Annotated in this window: 18 protein-coding genes; 6 read left to right on the top strand and 12 right to left on the bottom strand. The window is 37.7% G+C overall.

What is annotated here, in order from left to right; all coding sequences use genetic code 11:
- The first annotated feature begins 11 nt into the window (after positions 1-11).
- The 3 genes from M1F17_RS11650 to M1F17_RS11640 all read left to right on the top strand — a co-directional run bounded on the left by M1F17_RS11650 (position 12) and on the right by M1F17_RS11640 (position 4,384).
- The gene (locus tag M1F17_RS11650; protein ID WP_112307000.1) at positions 12-866 is read left to right on the top strand and encodes a dimethyl sulfoxide reductase anchor subunit family protein; all 855 of its coding nucleotides are present in this window, start codon (positions 12-14) and stop codon (positions 864-866) included.
- A 230-nt stretch (positions 867-1,096) separates the two neighbouring features.
- Positions 1,097-3,220, top strand: coding sequence for a TonB-dependent receptor family protein (locus tag M1F17_RS11645; protein ID WP_094962498.1), 2,124 nt, complete (start codon positions 1,097-1,099; stop codon positions 3,218-3,220).
- Between the two features lie 21 nt (positions 3,221-3,241).
- Entirely contained in the window at positions 3,242-4,384 is a 1,143-nt protein-coding gene (locus M1F17_RS11640; protein ID WP_172412280.1) for an ABC transporter substrate-binding protein, read from the top strand.
- A 75-nt stretch (positions 4,385-4,459) separates the two neighbouring features.
- Here the strand turns inward: M1F17_RS11640 and M1F17_RS11635 are convergent, their stop codons facing one another.
- From M1F17_RS11635 to M1F17_RS11625, 3 genes are read right to left on the bottom strand one after another with little or no spacing between them, the layout of a single operon-like run.
- Positions 4,460-6,280, bottom strand: a complete 1,821-nt coding sequence (locus M1F17_RS11635; protein ID WP_172412278.1) for a CocE/NonD family hydrolase — start codon at positions 6,278-6,280, stop codon at positions 4,460-4,462.
- A gap of 4 nt (positions 6,281-6,284) precedes the next feature.
- Entirely contained in the window at positions 6,285-7,700 is a 1,416-nt protein-coding gene (locus tag M1F17_RS11630; RefSeq protein WP_050763789.1) for a YfcC family protein, read from the bottom strand.
- Between the two features lie 25 nt (positions 7,701-7,725).
- Positions 7,726-8,448: an IclR family transcriptional regulator gene (locus M1F17_RS11625; protein ID WP_004264067.1), complete on the bottom strand. Its 723-nt coding sequence runs from the start codon at positions 8,446-8,448 to the stop codon at positions 7,726-7,728.
- Positions 8,449-8,913: 465 nt separating this feature from the next.
- Here M1F17_RS11625 and M1F17_RS11620 point away from each other — a divergent pair, with 465 nt between their 5' ends.
- Positions 8,914-9,894 carry a Gfo/Idh/MocA family protein gene (locus tag M1F17_RS11620; RefSeq protein ID WP_094962500.1) on the top strand — a complete coding sequence of 327 codons (981 nt, stop codon included), beginning with the start codon at positions 8,914-8,916 and terminating at the stop codon, positions 9,892-9,894.
- A 38-nt stretch (positions 9,895-9,932) separates the two neighbouring features.
- Here the strand turns inward: M1F17_RS11620 and M1F17_RS11615 are convergent, their stop codons facing one another.
- Complete coding sequence (locus M1F17_RS11615) at positions 9,933-11,582, bottom strand: alpha-keto acid decarboxylase family protein (protein WP_094962530.1); 1,650 nt, start codon at positions 11,580-11,582, stop codon at positions 9,933-9,935.
- Positions 11,583-11,706: 124 nt separating this feature from the next.
- Between M1F17_RS11615 and M1F17_RS11610 the strand changes: the two genes are divergently transcribed.
- Together M1F17_RS11610 and M1F17_RS11605 are read left to right on the top strand one after the other, a co-directional pair.
- Positions 11,707-12,603: a LysR family transcriptional regulator gene (locus M1F17_RS11610; RefSeq protein WP_094962501.1), complete on the top strand. Its 897-nt coding sequence runs from the start codon at positions 11,707-11,709 to the stop codon at positions 12,601-12,603.
- Between the two features lie 266 nt (positions 12,604-12,869).
- Positions 12,870-14,483, top strand: a complete 1,614-nt coding sequence (locus M1F17_RS11605) for a GMC family oxidoreductase (RefSeq protein WP_094962502.1) — start codon at positions 12,870-12,872, stop codon at positions 14,481-14,483.
- Positions 14,484-14,922: 439 nt separating this feature from the next.
- Here the strand turns inward: M1F17_RS11605 and M1F17_RS11600 are convergent, their stop codons facing one another.
- The 8 genes from M1F17_RS11600 to M1F17_RS11565 form a co-directional block, all read right to left on the bottom strand.
- A complete protein-coding gene (locus M1F17_RS11600) occupies positions 14,923-15,453 on the bottom strand; it encodes a fimbrial protein (protein WP_112307004.1) in 531 nt (176 codons plus the stop codon).
- Positions 15,454-15,516: 63 nt separating this feature from the next.
- A complete protein-coding gene (locus tag M1F17_RS11595) occupies positions 15,517-16,416 on the bottom strand; it encodes a hypothetical protein (protein ID WP_318836991.1) in 900 nt (299 codons plus the stop codon).
- Positions 16,417-16,465: 49 nt separating this feature from the next.
- Positions 16,466-17,089, bottom strand: coding sequence for a fimbrial protein (locus tag M1F17_RS11590; protein ID WP_262960828.1), 624 nt, complete (start codon positions 17,087-17,089; stop codon positions 16,466-16,468).
- Positions 17,090-17,122: 33 nt separating this feature from the next.
- Entirely contained in the window at positions 17,123-17,884 is a 762-nt protein-coding gene (locus tag M1F17_RS11585; RefSeq protein WP_136135199.1) for a fimbria/pilus periplasmic chaperone, read from the bottom strand.
- A 28-nt stretch (positions 17,885-17,912) separates the two neighbouring features.
- On the bottom strand, positions 17,913-20,438 hold the full coding sequence (locus M1F17_RS11580; protein ID WP_164455706.1) for an outer membrane usher protein: 2,526 nt from the start codon (positions 20,436-20,438) through the stop codon (positions 17,913-17,915).
- 38 nt (positions 20,439-20,476) lie between these two features.
- Positions 20,477-21,007 (bottom strand): fimbrial protein, encoded by a 531-nt coding sequence (locus M1F17_RS11575; protein WP_232058930.1) that lies wholly within the window; start codon positions 21,005-21,007, stop codon positions 20,477-20,479.
- A 72-nt stretch (positions 21,008-21,079) separates the two neighbouring features.
- Positions 21,080-21,613, bottom strand: coding sequence for a fimbrial protein (locus M1F17_RS11570; RefSeq protein WP_094962509.1), 534 nt, complete (start codon positions 21,611-21,613; stop codon positions 21,080-21,082).
- A gap of 93 nt (positions 21,614-21,706) precedes the next feature.
- Positions 21,707-22,045 carry a helix-turn-helix domain-containing protein gene (locus tag M1F17_RS11565; RefSeq protein ID WP_004264112.1) on the bottom strand — a complete coding sequence of 113 codons (339 nt, stop codon included), beginning with the start codon at positions 22,043-22,045 and terminating at the stop codon, positions 21,707-21,709.
- Between the last annotated feature and the right edge of the window lie 487 nt (positions 22,046-22,532).

Raw genomic sequence — 22,532 nt, 5'->3', positions numbered from 1 at the left:
GGAGAATTATCATGCATGAATTTCCGTTGGTGATTTTCACCTTATTTATGCAAGCTTCTGTGGGGTGCTTGTTAGTTTCATTAGTATGCTATTTTCGTGTGCTTGAAGGCGGAAATAACCTACAAAGCGTCCAGTTTATTAAACTGCCTATTCTAGCTAGTTTTGTTCTGGGCTGTGTTGGGTTATTGGGTTCATTATTTCATATGGGTAACCCGCTACACATGTTTTATACCATGCTGCATGTATCGACCTCATGGATGAGTCGCGAAGTGTGGGCGACTGCAATTTATATGGCGCTATTATTTTTCAGTGTCGCACTGCTATTGCTTAAACAAAAAGCGAACGCGCTACTACTGTTGCTTAGTGCGTTAGCAGGTATTATCTATATGTACGCAATGTCAGCATTGTATGCTAACACCTTGTTTAATCTCTGGAGTGGCTTATTTACCTACGCCAGTTTCTTTGGGGCGGTATTACTGGTTGGTGGCGTGATAGCGGCATTATTACTGGTAGACTCTTTGCGCCGCAATGATAAAGAAGAGCAATTAAAGCGAGTGGTTAAAATTACACTTGGTATTGGTGTTATTGGGATATTACTGATGCTGCTGGGCGCATTATCTCTACTCGGAAATATCGGAGAGCCTATTTATATGGGAATGACGCCGCGTGAACTACCTGAGGGTTTAGTGAACTTAAGCATTGTTAGAGTCATACTTATTGCATTAGGAGTCTTGTTTGTTGGCCGTTTACTGTGCCAAAAAAATGGGCGCAATGTGAATGCAACATTCGTTATGTCACTGGCAACACTCTGTATTTTTGTCGGTGAAGGGGTTGGCCGAGTGGTATTTTTCTCACTGGGTGGTTAATGCCTTTAGAGGCAAAATGATATTTGCCTCTAATTATATCATGTTTACCAATAATGTTAACCGAGGGGAATTTCCCTTCGGTTTTTTTAGCTTTCTTCACTCTCAATAACCCTTTATATAATAAGGAATTAAAACAGAATAATTTCAAAATAAATAGTAAATTAAGTTGATTGTTTGTAATGATTATAATTATCATTATCTCTCTTAATCTCCTTTATTGCTTATTCCTTATGAATTTAAAAACTAGCAAGCTACTCATACCATTAGCAATTTCAGCGGCATTAGCACCTTATCATGTATTTGCTGTTGATAATCCAAAAAATGATCAGATTACAGTTACAGGTAATTGGCTTGAAAATACTGAAGATGGTGAGGTGGTATTTAATCACCCAGGTGCTCGAACGGTAAAAACGCAGCAACAAATTAAAGAATCAGGCAGTGAAACCATTGCTGATGCATTGAAAGGGATACCCGGTGTACAGGTACGAGAAAGTAACGGGACAGGTGGGAGCGATGTTTCCTTGAATGTTGGGGTTCGTGGGTTAACCTCACGCCTTTCACCTCGCTCAACGATTTTACTCGACGGTATGCCACTAGCGGCAGCTCCTTATGGCCAACCTCAGCTGTCGATGTCGCCATTATCACTAGGGAGTATTGAATCTATTGATGTGATCCGCGGAGGAGCTTCCGTACGTTATGGGCCACAAAATGTGGGTGGCGTCATTAACTTTGTGACAAAACCTATCCCGAAAGACTTTTCTGGTGGTGTTTCGTTACAAACCCAAGGGGCTAAAACAGGAGGGCTCAAAACCCTAGTCGATGCGTCCGTGGGGGGCTCAAAAGCCGATGACTCAGCAGGAGCGATACTGCTGTATTCAGGGTTACATGGGCAAGGCTACCGTAAGAGCAATGATAATACAGATATTGATGACCTGATTTTAAAAACACGTTATGCCGTAACTGATAACGACGAGTTACTGGCTAATTTTCATTATTATCATGCAATGTCAGGTATGCCAGGTGGGCTAACTCAAGCGCAATATAACGCTGACCCATTCCAATCAACACGGCCTTATGACCGTTTTGAAGGAAATCGACAAGACATGTCATTGAAATATAAACATGAAGAAGATGATAAACAATTTGAGTTAATGACATGGTTTAGTAAAAGTTATCGGGGGAGTTACATAGAAAGTGACCATAAAGATAAAGCGAATGAAAGACGGTTAGTTTCTTACCCTCGTCACTATACCGCGTATGCAATTGAACCGAGTTATTCACAATTATTCCGTTTTAATGATATTTCACATGAAGTGACGGTGGGATACCGTTATTTAAATGAAACCGCAGACGAAAAAGCTTACCGTTCAAATTGGTACCAAGCCGGCACTCAAAGTTCGCGGCCGAGTACTAATGATTATTACCAACACACATCAGGTGGAACAGAAGCCCATGCTATTTACCTTGATGACACCATTGATGTTGGTAATTGGACGGTGATCCCAGGGATCCGCTATGAGAACATTAATATTCATTTAAATGACAGTTTTAAAAACCAAAACAGAAGTAAGCGATATAGCGAACCGCTTCCTGCGCTAGCGGTGATCTATCACATTGATGATGAATGGAAACTATTTGCCAATGCCAGTACGTCATTTGGCAGTTTGCAGTATTTTCAGTTGAATACGAAAGGGGTAGGGAATTCACCCGCAAATGGGTTAAGTGCAGAAAAAGCACATAACTATGAAGTGGGGACTAAATACGATAATACTGCGCTATCTCTTGAAGCGACATTATTTTATATCGATTTCGATGACCAACTACTTTACGTTGAAAATACAACGGGTTGGACAAATCTGGGAGCCACAACTCATCAAGGTGTGGAATTGGCGGCAAGGTATAACCTGTCTGAGCTGAGCGATAAATTGGATGGTATAAGTGTGTATAGTACTTATACCTACACTAAAGCGGTAAGTAAAAAAGGGGATTTCGCTCATAAGGATTTACCGTTTTATTCAAGGCAAGTCTTTACCGCAGGTAGCCGTTATGAAACTGGTAATTGGATATGGAACTTAAATACTTATGCACAATCTACTCAAGAATCGCCAGGAACATCAAGCCATTATGTAACAAAACCAAGTGCTGATGGCCGATACGGAACAATCCCCGGTTATATGGTGTGGGACGCACGAGGCGAGTACCATTTTGGAAAAAGTTTGTCTGATTTAACGCTATCTGCTGGTATTAAAAATCTTTTTGATCAAACTTATTTTACACGTTCTACGGATAACAATTATGGTATCTATGTGGGGCAGCCAAGAACTTACTATGTTCAAGCATCCGTAAAATTTTAATAAAAATAAGGCAGAACAATGATGATGAGAAAACTTATCAATGCATTCGTGCTGATTCTTAGTGCTGTTAGCCTACTATTTTCAACTAATAGTTTGGCGGCACCTATCACTGTGACGGATATTGCGGGTAGGGATGTGACGGTTAATGCCCCTGTATCTCGAGTGATGCTGGCGGACAGCCGTGTTTTAGTTGCGTTAAATATATTACATCCGCAAGACCCATTAAAAGGGATTATTGCTTGGGATGATGCGTTAATTAAAAAAGCGCCTGATTTGAGTGTTGCGTACAGCAAAAAATTTCCACAACTCAGTCAAATCCCTGTTTTTCCCAACCCTTATACGACAGATTTTAGTGTTGAAAAAGCCTTAGTCGCTCAACCTGATTTGTTAATTTTTGATATTGGCTTAAAAAGTAAGCTTGCTGAAAGTGGCACCTTATCGTTATTGGAAAAAAGTGGTTTACCCGTTATTTTTATCGACTTTAGGCAATATCCATTAAAAAATACCATGCCGAGTATGGCATTACTTGGCCGAGTATTCGGTGAGGAACAACAAGCGCAAGCATTTAATCAGTTTTATCAACAAAAGTTAGACTTAATCCGTTCAAGAGTGGCTAAACTTAGCAAAGAGCAGCGTCCAAGCGTATTCATTGAACGAGCTGCTGGTATCCAAGGGGAAGATTATTGCTGTAAAACGTTCGGTAATGGTAATTTTGGCGAATTTGTTGAAACGGCAGGCGGGAATAACCTTGGTTCACAATGGTTTAGTATTGGAATGGGTGGGGAAATCAGTGAAGAACAATTGATTCACAGCAACCCTGATTATTATTTAATGACCGCAGCTGATTGGGATAGTACCCGTAAAGGTAGTGCTTCTGTGCCGTTAGGTTATACGGGGGATAAACAAAAGTCTTTAGCCCGCTTGAGTAAGCTAATGGATCGCCCTAAGTTTCGTTCATTATCTGCTTACAAAAACAAGCAAGTATTAGCGTTATACCAGCAATACTACGATACGCCATTTAACATTATTGCGGTGGAAGCGATTGCAAAATTTATCCACCCAGAGTTGTTTGCAGACCTTGACCCACAGGCAGATAGCGATTATTTACACCAGACCTTTACTGCCCTAGAGGGGGATGGTGTATTTTGGGTTCAAGCGGAATAATTATCTTCTCATATAGCCCGCTTTAGTGGTGTTGGCAGTTAAAGCGGGCAAATTTATTGGTTAATTATATTATTTTTAAGTTTCGTTGAGCACGGGCAAAATGATTTTTGACGGGTATTCGCTAGAAATATGTAGGCTATTACAAGCTATTTTCCAGGTTCTATCACCCGCGATAGTTTTACCTGTATTTGTATTGAAGTCATATTTAGGGAAATTGCTACTAGAAATATCTAATCGGATACGATGTCCTTTTGCGAAACGATTTGCACAGGCAAACAGCTTAATTTTTACTTCGACAATTTCATTTGGGGTTAATAATTCCTTCCGTTCATAACCATGCCGAAAACGACAACGGATGATGCCATCAGTAATATTCATGGCATAGCCTTGAGGGTAATCGGCACTGGGAGGATAAACATCAATAAGTTTTGCAGTGAAATCTGTATCTAATGCATCACTGCTTATCCAAAGCGACACTTCAATTTCACCTGCTAAACAGACATCTGCTTGTAATTCTTCGGTTTCGAATACTAATACATCACAGCGGGCAGAAAGGGGTAAGTTATTTTGCTTACTACCAAAAAACTTTGGTAATTCACATTGATTGAAAGCCCCACCCCAAAATATAGGCTGACCTGAGGTTAAGGCACCGCCAATGGTAGGCACTGGGTGCTTAGGGTCATAACAATAGGATATTGTGGTTGTTTTAGTGTAGGGCTGATGATGTAATTTGTTATCTGGCCACAGATAATACGCAGTTTTCTCAGTATTTGGCAAAGGCCACTGATGGTGGCTAAGCCATTTTCCCCCATGCTCTATACGTCCTTGTTGGTTGCGTTTACCACTTCCACCACCCATCATGAATATTGTTACTTCGTCACGATGGTTTTTGGCGCTCTTATCCTTTAAGTGAGTTTCAAACCAGTTTAAACGGCAAGATAACCAACTTTCACTAACATTGTGGTCAAATGCTGCGATATCACCAAACTCTGCGTCGCCACTATGCGTGATATTACGGTCACCATGTAGCCAAGGCCCCATGATCAATTTTTGCGGTGATTGTTTTTTGGTAACAAATGCATAGTAGTTATCTAATGTTGAACTGACATAGGCATCGTACCAGCTAGACATAAATAACACTGGGATATCCGGTATTTGGTCATAATAGCCTTCGGCATAAATGCCTATTTTCTGCCAATAATCGGAAAAACACTCTTCTTCCCATTGCTCAAATAAATATGATTCATATTCAGGAACATGTTTAAGCAATGTTTGTCCTTGATGCCATGGCATTGTCGTAAACCATTCATGGATATTTTCTTGTTCGAGTGCGGCTAAAATTTCGGGAGATTGTTGGGCGAGTGGGCTTAGTTTAGCTTGCTTAAACGCCCAAGTGGCTTGTTTGAGTTCAAAAGCCCCCCCTTGACGGATCCCGCATTGGTAGGCGTTGGCAAAACCGCCAGAATCCAGCACCATCGTCTGTAAACCTGGTGGATTTAAACACGCCATCGCTAATTGTGTATGAGCGGCATAAGAGAGACCCATTGAGCCTATTTTGCCATTACACCAGGGTTGTTCCATAATCCATTGTAATGTATCAAAACCATCTTCAGCTTCATTAATATATTTTGTGAACTTTCCTTCGGACTCATAACGTCCACGGCAATCCTGATACACGACAATAAAACCATGTTTATTGAAGTATTTCGCCATTTCTTGGCGTGTTATTTGCTGGCCTGATACCGTTTTTTCCGAACGAGAAGGTGCGGTTTTATCATAGGGGGTTCGCTCTATAATAACGGGAAAAGATGCAGTTGATTGAGTTTGTGGAAAGTAAATATCGGTTGATAGCATTATTCCATCACGCATTTCTATTCGGTAATTCTTCATATCCATCTTACTAATACCCTATGGTAACGGCGACGCTCAGTAAACCAATGCTGATTGCCATAAAAATGATAAAAAGCGGTAAAATATATTTTGCCCAGGTGGTCCAACTGACACCGGCTGTAGCTAAAAAGATCAATAACCCACTAGATGTTGGTGTGATCATATTGGTTAGCCCATTACCCATTAAAAATGCAAAAACCGTTGTTTGAGGGGAAACACCAGAAATTTCACCAACGGGGCCTAAAATTGGCATTGTGACAGCGGCTTGCCCAGAAGTAGATGGAATAGCAATGTCTAATAATAGTTGGGAAATAAACATGCTATATGATGAAACATAAGGACCGTGATTACCGACAAGCCCAACTAATTGATGAATAATGGTATCAAGAATTTTACCTTGAGAAAGAATAATTTCGACAGCAGTCGCTAACCCAATTAACACCCCTGCGATGAGGACTTTTTTCATTCCACTGACAAATGCATTAGCGGCGGCACTTGCGGTCAAACCACTACAACAAGTTAAAATGACACTTAAGAATAAATAGTAAGCAGATAAATCATTATTTTTCCAATGCCAGCGATTAGAGGCATAGACTAAAAATGCAACACCGATAGCTAAGACAATTAACATAAGTTTATGGCGATGGGTTAATTGTGTGGTTTGATTATGTTCTTCAACCACATAGTTTGTGAGTGTCGTTTTACGAATGCTATAGAAAACGAATAAAATACCGAGTGTAATAAAAATAAGGTACGCCGCAATTCGCATACTTAAACCACTAAACACGGGTAAACCAACAAGCGGTTGTGCGATAGAAAGTGCATATGGGTTGGTGATGGAGGCGAGGTATCCTACCTTAACCGCAATAGCTACAATGGCAAGCCCAATAAGTTCATTCAACCCAACGCGTTTCACTAAGGCTATAACCATGGGAATAACCAAAAGATACTCTTTGGCCAACCCCATAAAGGTACTTCCCATAGAAAATACAATCATTAAGAAAGGGATTAACAAGTAGATATTGCCTCGGGTAACATGGAGCAATCGCTCTAGCCCTGATTCTATAGCCCCTGTTTTATTGAGAATACCAAACATTCCTCCGATGAATAGCACCATATATATAAGTGGCGATTGCTTAACAATTCCTTCGGGGATCGCTTTAAATAGTTGAGGCAAACTGACAGGAGCGGCAGTACCTTCCTCCGATTTCTCAGTGCCTAATAATTGCTCTAACGTAATGTCTTTAGTGATAGTTTGGTAAGAATCAGGAATAACTTTCTTGCCATCACGCTCATATTGGCCTGAATTAACAAAATAAGTCATTAAAAAGGCAATGATAACTATAGTTAACATTACTAAAACCGGGTTCATTTGCCAGCCTGGTGGTGAAGATGGGCTTTGTATTGTGCTGTTTGTTGGTTGCATGATGTTGTCTCTTTTATTGTATTAATTATGAGTCGTAACCGAGCTGCCTCGATATACGTAAAGCAGACAGAAGCAGTTGTTCAGTCATATCTTGTTCTTTTTCATCAGAAAAACGGCTTAGAGGTAAGCTAATACTCAGTGAAGCAATGCATTCCCCATGTTGTGAAAAGATAGGTGCGGCGATCGCACCAATACCTGCGGTTAATTCACCCCGGGTAATTGCAAAACCTTGTGAGCGTATGGTTACAATAGATTTTTCAATAGAGGGGTTCTTTTCAATAAAATGTGCTTGAACATCTTTAGGTGAGTAAGCCAATAGCACTCTGCCTGAAGCCCCAGATCCTAACGGTCGGCGATTACCAGCTTCACTGCGCACTTGAAGTGATTGTCCTGATGGCTTATGAAGAACTTGTAAAATTTCATCGTTGTCACGTATACGCATTTGAATATTTTCATCAAAACGTTGACGTAGTTGCTCTGCTTCAACTTCTGCGACTTGGATATAGTTAATTTGTTGGCGAGCGCAATTCCCCAAGCTTAATAATTGATGGCCTAAATGATAAGTAACCGGATTTTCGTTTTTTTGTACGAAATGGCGATTTTCCAGTGTGCATAATAAGCGGTATACCTTGGATTTATTCATGCCAGATAAGCGTGCAAGTTCACTTAACCCAAGATTGTTTTTTTCACCTAATAGCATCAATAACAATAAAGCATCATCAACGGCAGTGACAATATTTTCTTTCATATCAACCTCGACTGGTTCATGCAGTAAACCATTGGTTTATTTAATAAAATTAGCATGGAGAATAATAAAAAATGATTCAAGAGAGTTGTTAATAAATTGTGAGGTGAGTTAGGGTTTTAAAAAGGTATTTTTCAGTGATAAAAATGAAAGTGAAGTATTTTTAATATAAAACAATTGGTTATAGGAAATCTAAAATAAGAAAATTTTGATGACAACGCGAATAGAAATGATTGTAAATGGGAAGCTAATCGTCATTTATGGCGGTTATTTGGTTCACCTAGTGAAATTGATTCGTACACCAGCAATAAATAAAAGAACCTTCAGCGAAAAAATGCGTCACTTTTATTGATTTTTTAAGGGGAAAATTCGGAAATGGCAGAGGTTATCAAAAAAGCATCGAAGGCATTTCTTAAATAATGAGCCTTATGGCAGAATGAAATTCACTTTCTTTAATGGATAACAGAGATGAAACTCGCCCTAGTTGGTTCTGGAAAAATAATCATGTCGGCTCTTGATGCTTTAATACAGGTGCAGGGGATAGAGCTAGTTGCACTGTGTGTTCGGGCGGAAAGTATTGAAAAGGGGCAGGTTATTTGCCAACAATTTGGTATAGCAAAGTTGTATACTGATTATCAAGAACTCCTGCAAGACCCTGATGTTGAGGTGATATACATAGGTTTGCCAAATCATTTGCACTTTCAGTATACCTTTGATGCATTGATGGCCGACAAACATGTGGTATGCGAAAAACCGTTTACACCAAATTGGCAACAATTGCAGGTGTTAATTTCCATTTCACAGACTAGAGGGCTTTTTTTGTTTGAAGCCATTACGTCTATTCATACTCCTGAATTTCATTTTATCAAACAACATATTGATAAAATTGGTGAAATCAAAGTGATTCACGGTAATTACTCCCAATATTCAAGTCGATACAATGACTATTTACAAGGCCGTATTCATGCCGCTTTTGACCCACAGCAAGCAGGCGGTGCACTCTATGATATTAATCTATATAACATTTATTTGTTATCGGCCTTGATGGGAGCACCCGATAGTAGCCATTATATTTGTAATAAAGGGTTTAATGGAATTGATACATCAGGGATATTAACCGCCCATTTTGGGCGTTCAGTTGCATCGTGCGTGGGAGCGAAAGATTCGGCGAGCCCTGGTTACTTTATTATTCAAGGTACCAAAGGGTATATTTGTATCAAGGGGGCTCCAAGTCTTTGCCAGTCAGTCGAGGTTTGCATTGACGGGGAAATATCCAGCGTATCTCGGGATACAACAATCAATCATATGGTCTATGAGTTTGCATTCTTTCGTGAGCAAATTGGCACTAAAAGCCATGCTAAATGTAATGAATTGCTTGAATTAGCATTAATTGTTTCAAAAATATTGCATCAATCACGGGACGATGTAGGGCTGGTATTTGAATCATAAATACATTGGCAGCGCTATGGCTGCCATAATTTGTCAATTTAAAATGAATATAAAGATGCTACTGATTTACCAAGCTTTTCAGCAAGCTCAGATGCCGCATATCTATCCATGATCACTTCGATATAGGCCGCATGGTTCGATAGCTCGGCTTGTTTAATCGCATTGTCTAATTCAATACAGTTGGTAACACGCTGACAATACCAATCTTTACAGCCTAATGCCGCGGGAAGCTGTGCATAATTCCACTGGGGTAAGTCGTTGTAATAGGCTTCAGGGTTTTTACACAAAAGCCGCTCAATTAAATAGCCGTCATTATTTAGGACAAAAATAATGGGTTTTAAGCCAAAACGGGCAAACTGGCTAATCTCTTGGGCAGTGAGTTGGTGAGAACCTTCTCCAGTTACTAAAATCACCCGTTTGTGTGGCTCAGCTATTGCTGCACCAAATGCAGCAGGAGTGGCCCAACCGATAGAGCCCCACAAGGTTTGGTTATGAAACTGTGCATTTTCAGGTAATAAAGCAAAACCTAACCCCATGGATGCAGTTCCCGTTTCTGCAATAATAATATCGTTCTTACGGAACATTTTTTCTAGGCGAGGGTACAAATATGAGGCAGTAATTTGGCCATTTTCACCTTGTTGTGGAGATCCTAAATCTTGGGCTTTGATCCCAACATGGTTCAGTGAGGGCACAAGTTCTTTTAATTTATGTAACACATCTTTCATCAATACATTTGGATAGATAGCAGAGCCCACTTTCACGTGGTCAGAAAGAATGTTAATACAGCTTTCAGGGGCAATAGCTGCCGTGAAGCTGCCGGAGTTGAAGTCCGTTAATACTGCACCGATCCCCATAACACAGTCACAACTCTCGACAAATTCTCTCACTTCAGGATTCATTAGTTTTCCGTTATAAATCCCCATATATCGAGAGTTAGATTCGCTTAAGACCCCTTTATCCATAAACATAGTGGCATAGGGTAGGCCAGTTTTCTGAATAATAGCCTCAACATCAGTCGTTAAGCCGAAACGTGCTGTTAAAATTCCAGGAATAATGCAGGCTTTTGTACTCGATGTGAGCTTTTCGACAATAGCTGTAACGGCAGCTGATAATGTCCTGCTATGACTTTTATTTATAGTGATAGTTTCAGATGTTTTATCTGCTTTAACTGGCATAACAGCGTAGTCAGAAGGGAAACCTAAATAAACGGGTCGAGATTTTTGTAAAGCGCTTGTAATTAAGCGCTCTGTCTCGGCAATACAGTTTTCAGGCGTTAAAATAGCGTGAGCACAGCTTAAGTGTTGGCTCATTTGATAAAATACATCGAAATCACCATTTCCTAGAGTGTGGTGAACTAAACGGTGGTTTTTTTGAACCCCACTTGCTGGCATACCAACAAGGTGAAAAATGGGAAGATGTTCGGCATAAGCGCCTGCAATACCATTTAAAGCACTAAGTTCGCCGACACCAAAAGTCGTCGATAATGCCGCTGCACCTTTCACGCGGGCGTAGCCATCTGCAGCATATGAAGCATTAAGTTCATTGCAGTTGCCAATCCAGCGCATATTTTCACTTTCACATACTGCATCTTCAATAGGGAATGCGTAGTCACCAGCAACACCAAAAATATCGTGAATACCGATTTGGTAAAGTCTGTCCAATACGTATTCGATAACCGTCTTATTCATCATGCTGATCTCCATTAATTGCTTAGCTAATAATTCTAAATTGAATTATTTTTATCGTTTATTGTGCTTTAAAGGAAATCACTTAAACTCATTCTATCTATAACTAAAAATCATAGGGGGTGGAATGGACATTCGTTCATTACGTTATTTTGTTGAAGTCGTACAGCTCAATGGTTTTAGTCGTGCGGCAGAAAGTTTATTTGTAACGCAACCGGCGATTAGCCGCAGTATTAAAAAATTAGAAGATGAGCTTGGTTATACCTTGCTGATTAGGGAAGTCGATGGCGTTAAATTAACGGAGGAAGGGGACATTTTATTGGCTCATGCGAAGCAAATTCTTTCACAGTTTAGCTGTATGAAGAAAGCGTTACAGGAAAGGTCGGGTCCTATATCTGGTGTGCTACCTGTTGGGCTACCTCCCGTGATAGCATCGACCTATTTTGCTGACATTATTATGGCTTTTAGCCAACGTTACCCACAGGTGGAACTGAAAATTCTTGAGTTAGGTACCCGAAAAATGCGTGAGGCAATGTTAAATGGTGAAGTTGAAACTGCCGCGGTGATGTTACCTTTTGCTGATGACCGCTTTGAAGTACACCCCTTTTCAACGGACCGATTAATGCTATTAGTCAGCAAACAACATCCACTCGCGATCCGTGAATTTGTTAAATTTAGTGAAATAGTCGATGAGCCTTTTATTTTCTTTTCTGATGATTTTCTAATTAATGAACTGGTTGTCAGTGCTTGCGGTGTTTATGGCAAAAAGCCCACTATTTCCGGACGCAGTAGCCATTTAGATTTGGTAACTGCCATGGTAAGAGCCGGGGTAGGGGTAACGCTACTGCCAGATAGTATGTGGCAGAATACCAGTTCAGTGGGATTATCCGTTATTCCAGTTATTGAGCCAATATTGGCTTACGATATTGCTTTAGCGACAGTAAAAAACCACCACCAAAGCCGTCGTGCCAAAGCATGGCATGATTTGGCGTTAACTATATTAAAGGCCAATAGGGCAAGATGAGGCAGTTAGTCCTGTATTGCTAAGTCTTGCATTAAACCGCCCAAAAATATTCATTTATTAATGAATATTGCTAAGGTTTAAATATTTATCTTAATTAAAAATTTTCTTTAATAAACAGAATCTATTGAGATTATAAAATAATTACATAAGAAATTATTTTTGATTTAAATCACATATGCGGAATATTGTTCATACATTAATGAATTAAAGGCGCTATTGTTAAGCAAATGAAAATAAATTGTTTATTTTATTTGGCGGGGTGACAAATGAGCGCAGTAAAATATGATTATATTATTGTAGGTGCGGGTTCTGCCGGTTGTGTTCTTGCTGCTCGGTTGATCCAAGAAACGCAATCTAGAGTATTACTTATCGAAGCGGGCGATAGCGATAACCATTTGTTTATTCGTATGCCTGCAGGTGTAGCTAAAATTATCGCCCAAAAAAGCTGGCCTTATGAAACTGAGCCAGAGCCTCATGCTAATAACCGTAAAATGCAAATTGCCCAAGGGAAAGTATTGGGGGGAAGTAGTTCTGTCAATGGAATGATTTATATCCGAGGACAGAAACAAGATTATGATAATTGGGCTCTAAACTATGGTTGTGAAGGTTGGGGATATGCGGATGTATTGCCATGGTTTAAAAAAGCAGAGAACAATGAAAGCCTGACAGGGGAACATCATGGAACAGAAGGCCCACTTCCTGTCAGTGAAAATAGATATCGGCACCCATTATCAATGGCATTTATTCGTGCAGCACAAGAGCATGGTCTTCCTTATCTCAATGATCTTAATGGAGAAAGCCAGCAAGGAACAAGCTTTTACCAGACGACAACGCATAATGGAGAAAGAGCCAGTACATCAAGAACCTATTTAAAATCAGTGGAAAAGAATGATAAGTTGACATTAAAGCTTGGCACTCAAGTGAACCGTATTATAATTCGCGATGGCCGCGCTATTGGTGTTGCTTATCAAGGGAAAAATGGCCATGAAGTTGAGGCATTCGCTAGTTGCGAAGTATTGGTTTGTTCTGGTGCGATGGGCTCTGCAAAATTATTGATGCTGTCAGGAATCGGGCCAGAGGAGCACCTATCTTCGTTGGGGATTGATACTCATGTGAATCTGCCTGTTGGCCAAAATTTTCATGACCACCTACATATGTCAATTAACGTCACGACTAAGCAACCAATTAGCTTATTCGGCGCAGACCAAGGTCTAAATGCGATTAAACACGGGGTAGAGTGGATAGCATTTCGCAGTGGACTGCTCACCTCTAACGTTTTAGAAGGCGCTGCATTTAAAGACAGTTGCAGCCAAGGTCGTCCTGATGTACAAATTCATTTTTTACCTATTTTAGATAGTTGGGATGATGTTCCTGGCGAACCTCTACCCGCCGCCCACGGCTTTTCTTTAAAGGTCGGGTACCTGCAACCTAAGTCCCGTGGTGAAGTTTTATTGCGCAGCGCAGACCCACAAGCACCACTAAAGATACATGCTAATTATCTTGCGTCACCTGAAGATATGGAAGGTTGCAAACGGGCAGTTAAATTTGGACTGGAAGTATTGGATTGCCCTTCATTACAAGTATTAAGCAAAGAAGTTCTAATGCCGCCAGCGTCGGTGCGCCATGATGAAGCTCAACTTGAAGAGTTTGTCCGAAATTTTTGTAAAACGGTTTACCATCCTGTGGGAACTTGCCGTATGGGAACGGATACTACAACATCAGTGACTGACTTGCGGTTACGTGTACATGGTATTGAAAACTTACGTGTCGTGGACTGTTCTGTGATGCCTGAAATTCCAAGTGGAAACACAAATGCCCCAACGATCATGATTGCAGAACGCGCAGCAGCGATGATTATAGAAGATAGGAACGCAAATTAGCCTTGCGATAAGGTAATAATAGAAAAACAGCATAAAATCAAGGCAACCACCCAAACTTTATGCTGTTTCAATAATCTTACGGTACTTAGAACGATCTAACATTAAGTTGTGGTGTTATATATTAAACCGTTATTTTGCTTTATTGATTTATAGTATTTTTATATTTAATGGTTTATTTTGTACTCGCGGTATATTCATTTAATTAAATCCATCAAATAAAATAGCGTACTTTTATTAAAGTTAAATAATTTCATACAATAAATTTACTTCTCAATGACTACTATAAAGTGACATAAAGTCGTATTTCCCTTTTTTGGATAATATGCCAAAGAGCGTTATAGGTGAAGCTGACTTGATTGGCTTGGGATGATGTAGATAAACCTTACCTTCACGATAAAAATTTCGACCGTGCATAATCATTTGAAAGCTAAACAAACTATTACTGATATTCCACTTTCAATATTCCAGAAGCGGTAAATAAACCTAGTTCAATTTCTTTCCCTTCATGAAAAACTGGGGACACCGTTAATACTGGCTGTGCATAGTAAGTAAAATTACGATATTCATTAGGTAATAAAGGCGTATTATCTGCTTGAATTTTTAGTCCTAAATTAGGGTTAGATGTTTCAAGCAAATTCGTATTAAAGCTTGCACTAGAGCTTTCAAGCTTTAATTTAAGATTTGGATTACTGGATGATTTACTTCCGCAATCCAAATGATAGTCAATGTTTTTTGTATAACGTTCACTGGTAAATCCGTGTAGATTTATTTCACCAAATGAGACTTCAATAGGTTGTCCAGGGCCATTTTCACCATACACATCACAAGTGCTTTCAATAACATCCACTTTAATTGTTAATGTATAGGTTTCGGCAAGGCAAAAGCTACTAAAAAAAATAATCAGTATGTTAGTGAGAATTACAAATAGTAAAAGTGTTCTTTTTTTTATTATTTGAGTTAAAAATATCATAATGATTTATACTCCAATCGATAAATCAAATAAATTAATTTCAAGTAACTTAGATTTAATTTTTTAATTAATTACAATAGATAAAATAGCATTTCCTACCCTCGAACCTGGCTCGGGATTTCCTAATGAAGATAGAGTTGAACTAACGGAAAAGGTTAAGTTTGTATTTTTTTTAATATCCGCTTGAACTAAATTATTCAACATACATTTTCCTGAGACACATACATCTAATTGACTTTTTACACTATGTAATAAATCAACTTCATTTTCAGGTAAAAATTGAAATGTGGCACTCATATCGCCAGTACACGATATATCCCCATTAATTTTTGCTATATTTCCATTTATATTATTTGAGTTGACATTGCCATGAGATATCGTCAATGGCATAGATACATTGCAAGAAGGCAATACTGGGATCTCAGGGACATTAACTGAACAGGTTGTTCCTACATCTTTTCCATTCACAATTATTTGTAAGCATGTATCAGCATAACCTGTTGCTGATGCATGGTAATCGAAGAAATTTATATATCTAACATCAAACTGCCCAAACTTAACGCCGAAGTCGGGTAATACTTCACTACAGTGCTTAGGTGTGTTTCGTGTGACTGAATAGTATTTAACAACACCTACATTATATATACTACTAAATCCAACTAGTAGAGAAATACTTGGTGTTGCCATAGAGGTTATAGAGCCTGTCGATGAGCGTCCAGTCGCAATAACTGTAATATTACACTCAGTATTCGTGCTGTTTTTTATCTCATCTGGAATATATAAAAAATAAGGGCCTAACGTTTTTGGTATAGTATAGTATGCATCATTAATAAGATTATGTAACTTACTTGTGGTGTATATACTGTTAGGATTTAATGGACTTGCACTAGTTTTATTATTAATTATAAATAGTAAAGCTAGCATCATTATTTTAAAAAAATAAATATTTTTACTTTTTAGCATTACGCTATTACCTATCAATTTTATAAATTATTATCGTGATGCTATGACGTTAATCATATAGCATTTCAAAAGCAATTAAAGCAGAAAAAGTACCAGGTATGAGTGGACCGGACGTTCTTATAGCTGAGACATAATAAATTAGGCTATTTTGGCCCGATGCAATTAACGTTGGGTTACTTTCTTTACCTATTGGTAATATTTCTCCTGCTGAATTTGCTACTTGCAACCCAAAGCCGTATGCCCCGTTGACTCGAATAATATTTGAATGTTCAGGTTCACTTGCCGCTAAAAATTTGATTTTGACCGCAGGCTGTGTGCTACTCCATACTGTTTTTCCAGTTTGGAAATTTTGAAGTTCAGTTTGAACTTGCAAGCAATTTAACAACTCAATTTGGAATGGAATAGGTTGCATCACTTGCTCAGAAGAATTTAGATCACTAAATGATAAATTTCCTAGCGAAACGGATTGGTTACTAGATTTCATAGCTAATTCGCATGGGTTTTCAGTTAAAGAGCCTGAAACATGGATAACCCCATGCTGGCCATCAACCTCCCAACCATCTGTAGGCCTGAACAGATTATTATTGTCAGCAATTGCCGGCAATACTGTGGCTAAGCAAAGTGAAATGACCATATATTTTGAACGTAACCAACGATATATTTTTGAGCTCATAAATATGTCCCCATTTAGCTTTATATTCCTTTACTATTTATTTAATAAATTTTTTGTAATAACAGAGCAGATTGTATTTTTACAATCAAAGGTTAATTTGGGGCGACCACCATAATCATTAATATAAGTAATCACGGGGGTATTACCTAATTGCTCATTTGTCATTCCAATATTGATCTCACTAAAGGGCGCAATCATAATTGGATTAAATTCTTTCGCATCCGTATTTGCATGGGCCCCTGCATTAATTATTGTGATGTAATAAGGCGTTGGGTTTTTGGCAAAAACAAGATTTCCTTTCTTTTCAAGCTGCATTTTTTCTTGCCATGGCGCACTGTTTTGCTGTGGTGCAATTGCTTCTGGACGATAAAATAATTTTATTTTTGTTTGTAATGCAATCTGTAAAGTATTTGGTTTATCACTCTTAGGTGGAATCTCTCGCATATTAAAATAGAATAAAGACTCTCTATCCTGAGGTAAGTTTTTTACATCGGGTAGAGCTTCAATTTTCATTTGACTAGATTTTCCTGGTTCTAATCGTTGAACTGGTGGTAATACAATTAATGGTGATGTTATTTTTTTACTTTCTTCATTTTCAATCCAACCTTGAGCAAGATAAGGAAGTTGCTTATTATTATTATTAATATTTAAAGAGATTGACTTGTTCTCTCCATCAAAGATGACTCTTGTTCTATCTAATGATACCGCAGCCTCTGAAAAAGCACTTAGGGTTAAAGGCCCTAAAAAAATACTCATTAATGTCTTTTTGATATTCATTTGGTTATTACCTTTCATATTACTTTTATCTATTTAAACTAAATAATCATTTGACTATTGCTTTTACTACCTCGTTGCATGGAAGTAATAAATTATCTTGAATTTCTCGATTCATTAATTCAGAGGGAAAAATTATTTCACATGACATATTTTTACCCCATGTAACATTCATTATTTCTGAAGGATGGACACCGCTTATATAAGTATTACCTAAATCACCTACAATCCCAACGTTTTGCTTTTTATGATTTGTTACTTGAGCTCCTAATGGTGGATGAGTACCATCAGTAAGTACGATAACAGCCATAATTTTCTGACCTGAAATAACCGAAAATGAACGATATCCAACAGCACCTTCAGTTAATGTTGCTTGAATAACAGATTGTTGGGCATCAATATCATCAGGTAGCTTATTTAAATCAATTTGCGCTTTATTTCGATAGTAGCTACTGACATCTGAAATAACTGCTTTCCCAAATCGGTTTGATTCAACAGGAACACCAATACCACGAATCGTAATATTTGGAACATCATCAGTATCAACTAATATACGTGCTCCCCCGAGATTATTTATTCTATGTGCAACCGTACCTTTCCCTGTTAAGGTCAAGCCACCTGAAGTGGAAAGGCCAAAAGCACTATATTGGTTATTTATATGATTCGCATTGGCTGACCAACGAGCATTGTCCCCTTGATGTGAAATAAAAGCACTTGCGGTTCCTCCTTTTCGATTTGCACCTGCACTTACCTGATAATTTGTTCTATCATCCAATCGGTCATAATAAGAAACACGATTAGTCGTATCATAGCGGCTTGTATTCATCGAATAACCAACATTTGCCCCATTACTTAGTGGGAAAGATAATGATACATAAGCGCTATCATCGGTCACACCGTTATAAAAACTACGATTTGCAGATAAGCTAATACTCATATTTTTTATTGGACCGATATCCATATATTTCGATAGCATTAAACTGTAATAATCATTATCTTTTTTATCCCAATACGTCTGATGGTTATAATTTAAATATAATGATAACCCTATATCCTGAAAATTCTTATTTACAGATATAGTGTATAGCTCTTTGCTTCCATAATTACGTAGCCCTGTTCGTTGGGTATTTAAGAAATCACTCATGCTCATATAACTTCGTTCTGAAAAACGATAACCTGCAAATTGTATCTGGCTATCGAACTCTTCAAATCGTTTAGAATAGTTAACTCTGTATGAGCTCCCACTTAATGTCCCTTCACCGGATAAACGGGCGATAGACTGAGTAACATCAAATGAAAGTGCACCGAATGCGAGTAAATCCCGCCCAAATCCCATTGATAGCGCATTATAATTTTGGCTATTCAAACTACCGCCAATTAAAGACCAACCATTACTAATACCCCAAGAAAATTCACCTGTAATGAAATTTTCCCCTTCACTTTGGCGCTCGGTATTCGTTGGCTGGCCTAGCGCAAATTTATATTGAACTTGCCCAGGTCTTGTTAAATATGGCAAATTTGCGGTATCAACTTGAAACTCTTGAATTGAACCATCTTGCTCTTTAATGGCAACATTTAAAGTTCCTGTTATGGCATCACTTAAATTTTGGATACGAAAGGGACCCGGCGCAACTTGTGTTTCATACAGTATCCGTCCTTGTTGCATGACCGTCACTGTAGCATTACTTTGTGCTATCCCTGTTATTTCAGGGGCATATCCACGCAAGTTTGGTGGCATCATGCTTAATTCAGATTGCAAGCTTGCACCAATAAATCTAAAGCCATCAAAAATATTTGAAGCCAAATAGTCTTCACCCAGTACGAGTTTAGCCTTTAATTCAGATAGAGCTCGGTATGCATAAAAACGGTTCCATGTGAAATCAGATTGGTCACGTCCTTGGCTTCCTGTTGTGTGGTTATAGCGGCTTTGCCAATCAGCTCTAAACCGCCAAGCACCTAAATTGATACCTGCAACACCATTACTATTTACTGAGGATGAATTTGCTCCTCCATTATAGGAATTAGTGGCATTAGCATTCACATTATAATCAATAAGTAATGCTGATATTCCATTGTCCCAGCGAGAAGGGGGATCCCAGTTTTCTGATGTGTACTCTAGGTACGCTTGTGGAATACTGACATATAGAGATGACGTAGCTAAATCACCGCGCAGCAATAATCCTGGCAAGCTGTTTTCATTAAGGCATTGCCCTTCATGCCACCATGTTAATTTTTTTTGCGACTCAGAAGTAAGCCCGAGTAGCTTAACTATTTCTGGAGATAAACAAGGCTGACTATTATCAGGATCATACTCACCAGAATAATAGGGGATGCTAATGTCAGATATTTGTTCGTTATTGATTTTAAGCGTAAAGTTATAAACTCCGGGCATAATATAACCCGCACGAGAGAATTGGTTTAAATCAATGTTATTTTTGTCTTCTAAATCTAAAACATCAGTATTGAATTCAATATGATTATCTGCATTGATAGTTAAAGTCACACAACTGATTGTTAATCCAATAAGAATACTTAACCATTTTAATTTTGGTGTATAAATAGGTAACGAAGACATAAAACATTCCTAAAATCTAACAATAATTTATTTATTATTTAGTAATAATCTAGTTTAAAACGCAGTGATGTTTGATACTGCCCAGCACGTAAAGGTGTTTTATCTGAAATAACTTTTAACTGATAATTCAAAATATATTTCCCAGCTTTTATATCGTTCGGTAGTGTTTTTTTTCCTGGGTAAATATGTACGCCTTTCGAATCAGTTAATAATAGTGCTATACCTTGTGCTGACCCCGATACTGAAAAAAAATCCCCATTAACAGGCCCATCAAATGAAACTTCAAATGTTTTCCATGGTTCACCTGTATAAGATGTTAGTTTGCAACCAATTAATGTAATAAAAAAATCATGTGCTTGTCCTTGTCCTTTTTGCTGTATTAATGATAGTGGTAAAATTCCCATGTCAATGGATTGTTCATAAGAACCAGTATCAATACTACATGCCGTATCCATAATGCTACCTTGCATTATCAGATCCATTGAGTTATTTGCAGAAGCATTTTTAAAAAAGGGTAATAGTAAAAAAAAACACAATGATAAAATAACTTCTTTTTTCTTTGTTATCATATTATAACCATTAAAATATACACCACGAGGTCTATCAACCCCGTGGTGAGATAGCATCTTATAAAAATTTATTTAATTATATGCTAATGTAAAATTAGTAACTGCTTGGAATTTCCCTGGTGTTACTGGAATAACTTTGCTTTGCGCATCAACTAACTGAAGTCCAATTAATGATGCTTGGAATTTTAATGTGTTATTCCCTTCAACATAATTTTGTTTTGCGCCAGAGTTAACTTTAATTTGAGTACCCGATGAATTCATGATCTTCACTGCGGCACCAGTAGCATCACCTGTAATCTGTAAATAACCTGTATCTTTCCCCGCTTCAGTTCCCTTGAAAGTTACCGCAACTTGATTATCACCTTTTAGGTTACAGCCTTCTAATTTAATCTGAAATGGTTGTGCTGATGATTCACCACCGTTATCTAAAGTCACATTAGATACTTGGCCTAATGGAACTTCTTGATTCTCTTCACCAGGAGCAATAGAGCATGGCGCTTCAATAATAGAACCAGAAAATGTTACCGTTCCACTCCCTGCATCAACAGCTAAAGCAGATGTACTCATTAAACCAGAAATCATAGTTGCTAAAATAATTTTTTTCATTTTTTCCTCAAACGATAAGTATAGATATACATATAAATATTTATATGCATTTTTTTAATAAAAAAATATTTAAATAAAATATATTTAAATGGACTAATAAAAATAAATTGTATCAGATGCTGATATCTTATTTTTTAAAGAAATTACATCATCCGAAGGGGATTTTTGAACTTCAGCAATAATAAGCTTAATGACTCTTTCAAATGGACAATCGAGTGCTACGCTTAAATTAAATAACATATCAATACTAATTTTATTTATTCCACGTTCATAACGTGACATTTGTTGCTGTGAAACATTTACTTGTTTTGCTAGTTCACAAGCAGAAATACCATTCTCTTTACGTATTTTTCTTATAACTAATCCACAGTAAATAGAAAATAGATTATCTTGTGTTTCATATTTGGATATGACTCTATTAACTTTACTCATAATTAATAACAAGGTCTCAGTTTAATAATTTATAATTTGTTGTGCTCTTATATATTCCCTTTAAGTGCTTACAATTATAATGAGTAGTATTTTTTAAATCAAACCACGAAAAAGAATAGAGTCTATTTAATTGGCTATATTTACACTTTTTACAATTCAGTTGTTTTTCTTATCTAACAATAAGTTATAAACATTTAAAGTTTTTAACAATTTTTTTAAAATCAAATTTAGAAGTTAGCTTGTTAGTTTATTAGGCTTGGTTTGACATAAAAAAAAGTATTTTTATCTGAAATTAACAAATTTTAATAAATCCTCTTAGATTGTAACAAAATAACTTGATTTCAATCAAAAACACACACATAAGGAGTGATTATGTAATTTGAAAAACGAAAGACTTTAGAAAAAAGACAGTAAAATCAAGTGATTAATTAATACTCTCATTTGGAGTAAAAATCTACAAAAAAATACAATTAAATCATTATAGTAG

It is taken from the genome of Providencia sp. PROV073, assembly GCF_033688125.1.
GTDB classification, from domain to species: domain Bacteria; phylum Pseudomonadota; class Gammaproteobacteria; order Enterobacterales; family Enterobacteriaceae; genus Providencia; species Providencia hangzhouensis.
This window is presented reverse-complemented; position numbering and strand designations above follow the sequence as displayed.

Coding starts and splice junctions, on each gene's coding strand:
- M1F17_RS11650 (WP_112307000.1), top strand. CDS start 12: ATGCATGAATTTCCGTTGGTGATTTTCACCTTATTTATGCAAGCTTCT.
- M1F17_RS11645 (WP_094962498.1), top strand. CDS start 1,097: ATGAATTTAAAAACTAGCAAGCTACTCATACCATTAGCAATTTCAGCG.
- M1F17_RS11640 (WP_172412280.1), top strand. CDS start 3,242: ATGATGAGAAAACTTATCAATGCATTCGTGCTGATTCTTAGTGCTGTT.
- M1F17_RS11635 (WP_172412278.1), bottom strand. CDS start 6,280: ATGGATATGAAGAATTACCGAATAGAAATGCGTGATGGAATAATGCTA.
- M1F17_RS11630 (WP_050763789.1), bottom strand. CDS start 7,700: ATGCAACCAACAAACAGCACAATACAAAGCCCATCTTCACCACCAGGC.
- M1F17_RS11625 (WP_004264067.1), bottom strand. CDS start 8,448: ATGAAAGAAAATATTGTCACTGCCGTTGATGATGCTTTATTGTTATTG.
- M1F17_RS11620 (WP_094962500.1), top strand. CDS start 8,914: ATGAAACTCGCCCTAGTTGGTTCTGGAAAAATAATCATGTCGGCTCTT.
- M1F17_RS11615 (WP_094962530.1), bottom strand. CDS start 11,582: ATGAATAAGACGGTTATCGAATACGTATTGGACAGACTTTACCAAATC.
- M1F17_RS11610 (WP_094962501.1), top strand. CDS start 11,707: ATGGACATTCGTTCATTACGTTATTTTGTTGAAGTCGTACAGCTCAAT.
- M1F17_RS11605 (WP_094962502.1), top strand. CDS start 12,870: ATGAGCGCAGTAAAATATGATTATATTATTGTAGGTGCGGGTTCTGCC.
- M1F17_RS11600 (WP_112307004.1), bottom strand. CDS start 15,453: ATGATATTTTTAACTCAAATAATAAAAAAAAGAACACTTTTACTATTT.
- M1F17_RS11595 (WP_318836991.1), bottom strand. CDS start 16,416: ATGCTAAAAAGTAAAAATATTTATTTTTTTAAAATAATGATGCTAGCT.
- M1F17_RS11590 (WP_262960828.1), bottom strand. CDS start 17,089: ATGAGCTCAAAAATATATCGTTGGTTACGTTCAAAATATATGGTCATT.
- M1F17_RS11585 (WP_136135199.1), bottom strand. CDS start 17,884: ATGAAAGGTAATAACCAAATGAATATCAAAAAGACATTAATGAGTATT.
- M1F17_RS11580 (WP_164455706.1), bottom strand. CDS start 20,438: ATGTCTTCGTTACCTATTTATACACCAAAATTAAAATGGTTAAGTATT.
- M1F17_RS11575 (WP_232058930.1), bottom strand. CDS start 21,007: ATGATAACAAAGAAAAAAGAAGTTATTTTATCATTGTGTTTTTTTTTA.
- M1F17_RS11570 (WP_094962509.1), bottom strand. CDS start 21,613: ATGAAAAAAATTATTTTAGCAACTATGATTTCTGGTTTAATGAGTACA.
- M1F17_RS11565 (WP_004264112.1), bottom strand. CDS start 22,045: ATGAGTAAAGTTAATAGAGTCATATCCAAATATGAAACACAAGATAAT.